Here is a 1,001-nt window from a genome sequence, read left to right as displayed (position 1 = left end):
TGGGTCTGGTGTTCTCGGGTCAGGGTGCGCAGTGGGCGGGGATGGGTCGGGGGTTGGCGGCGGAGTTCCCGGTGTTCGGGCGGGTGTTCCGTGAGGTGTTGGGGGAGTTCGGTGGGGATCTGTTCTCGGTGGTGGGGTCGGGGGTGGGTCTGGATCGTACGGAGTTCGCGCAGCCGGTGTTGTTCGCCTATGAGGTGGCGTTGTTCCGGTTGGTGGAGTCGTGGGGTGTGCGGCCGGGGGTGGTGGCCGGGCATTCGGTGGGGGAGGTCGCGGCTGCTCATGTGGCGGGGGTGTTGGACCTGCCGGATGCGGTGCGGTTGGTGGGTGCGCGTGGGCGGTTGATGGGGGCTTTGCCGTCGGGTGGGGTGATGGTCGCGGTGGAGGCGTCGGAGGAGCGGGTGGTGCCGCTGTTGGGCGTGGGGGTGGGGATCGCGGCGGTGAACGGTCCGGGGTCGGTGGTGGTCTCGGGTGAGGAGGGTGCTGTCGGCCGGGTGTTGGCGGGTTTGGGGGAGGTGCGGTCGAAGCGGTTGCGGGTGTCGCATGCGTTCCATTCGCCGTTGATGGAGCCGGTGTTGGCGGAGTTCGGTGAGGTGGTCGGGTCTCTGGTTCTGCGGGATCCGGTGCTTCCGTTGGTGTCGGGGGTGTCGGGGCGGCTGGTGGTGCCGGGTGAGGTGAGTGTTCCGGGGTACTGGGTGCGGCATGTGCGGGAGCCGGTGCGGTTCGCGGATGTGGTGGACTCGCTGGTGGGTTGGGGTGCGGGGGTGTGTGCGGAGGTCGGTCCCGATGGGGTGTTGTCGGGTCTGATCGGCGGGATCGCCCCGGACGGTCTGGAGGCGGTGCCGTTGGGCCGTCGGGGTGGTGACGAGGCGGAGACGCTGGTGTCCGGTCTGGGCCGGCTGTTCGCGGCCGGTGTTCCGGTCGACTGGTCGGGGTTCTTCACCGGGCGGGGCGCCAGGACGACGGACCTGCCCACGTACGCCTTCGACCACCACCACTACTGG

General features: G+C 70.0%; 1 protein-coding gene. It reads left to right on the top strand.

The genetic code is table 11. From position 1 onward, the window contains the following. Window positions 1–8: 8 nt before the first annotated feature. Window positions 9–1,001: acyltransferase domain-containing protein (locus ACFWIS_RS40760; protein ID WP_380464170.1), on the top strand; the 993-nt coding region annotated here is incomplete at its 3' end.

The organism is Kitasatospora sp. NPDC127060 (assembly GCF_042724935.1).
Classification (GTDB): domain Bacteria; phylum Actinomycetota; class Actinomycetes; order Streptomycetales; family Streptomycetaceae; genus Kitasatospora.
This window is presented reverse-complemented; position numbering and strand designations above follow the sequence as displayed.